This is a genomic window from Vibrio sp. 10N.222.55.C6 (genome assembly GCF_041473395.1).
Lineage (GTDB): Bacteria > Pseudomonadota > Gammaproteobacteria > Enterobacterales > Vibrionaceae > Vibrio > Vibrio crassostreae_C.
In genome coordinates this window covers 1-336 of the sequence record NZ_JBFRSD010001248.1, presented here as the reverse complement: position 1 = coordinate 336, position 336 = coordinate 1, and the positions used below count along the sequence as shown (strand labels likewise).

Annotated in this window: 1 protein-coding gene; it reads left to right on the top strand. The window is 45.5% G+C overall.

Annotated features, from left to right (window positions below; all coding sequences use genetic code 11):
• Positions 1–205: TRAP transporter large permease subunit (locus tag AB4486_RS28400; protein ID WP_372120175.1), on the top strand; the 205-nt coding region annotated here is incomplete at its 5' end.
• Between the last annotated feature and the right edge of the window lie 131 nt (positions 206–336).

Here is a 336-nt window from a genome sequence, read left to right as displayed (position 1 = left end):
CTTCAACCTTGCTATCGGTATCTGTACACCGCCAGTAGGCAGTGCTCTGTTCATCGGTTGTTCGGTTGCCAACATTGCCATCGATAAAGTCATCAAGCCTTTATTGCCATTCTATGCCGCACTTATTGCAGCCCTAATGGCCGTTACTTTTATCCCTGAGCTGAGCTTGTTCCTACCTGAATTGGTACTGGGCTACGGTTCGTAATTTGGTCACAGATAGATTCTAAGACTGCTAAACACTCAAACGCTTTATCAAATAATAAAACCCCGCTGGTTCGCTGGCGGGAAAAGGAACTGAATAATGAAGACTGTTGCTAACTCTACGCTGCCAAACAC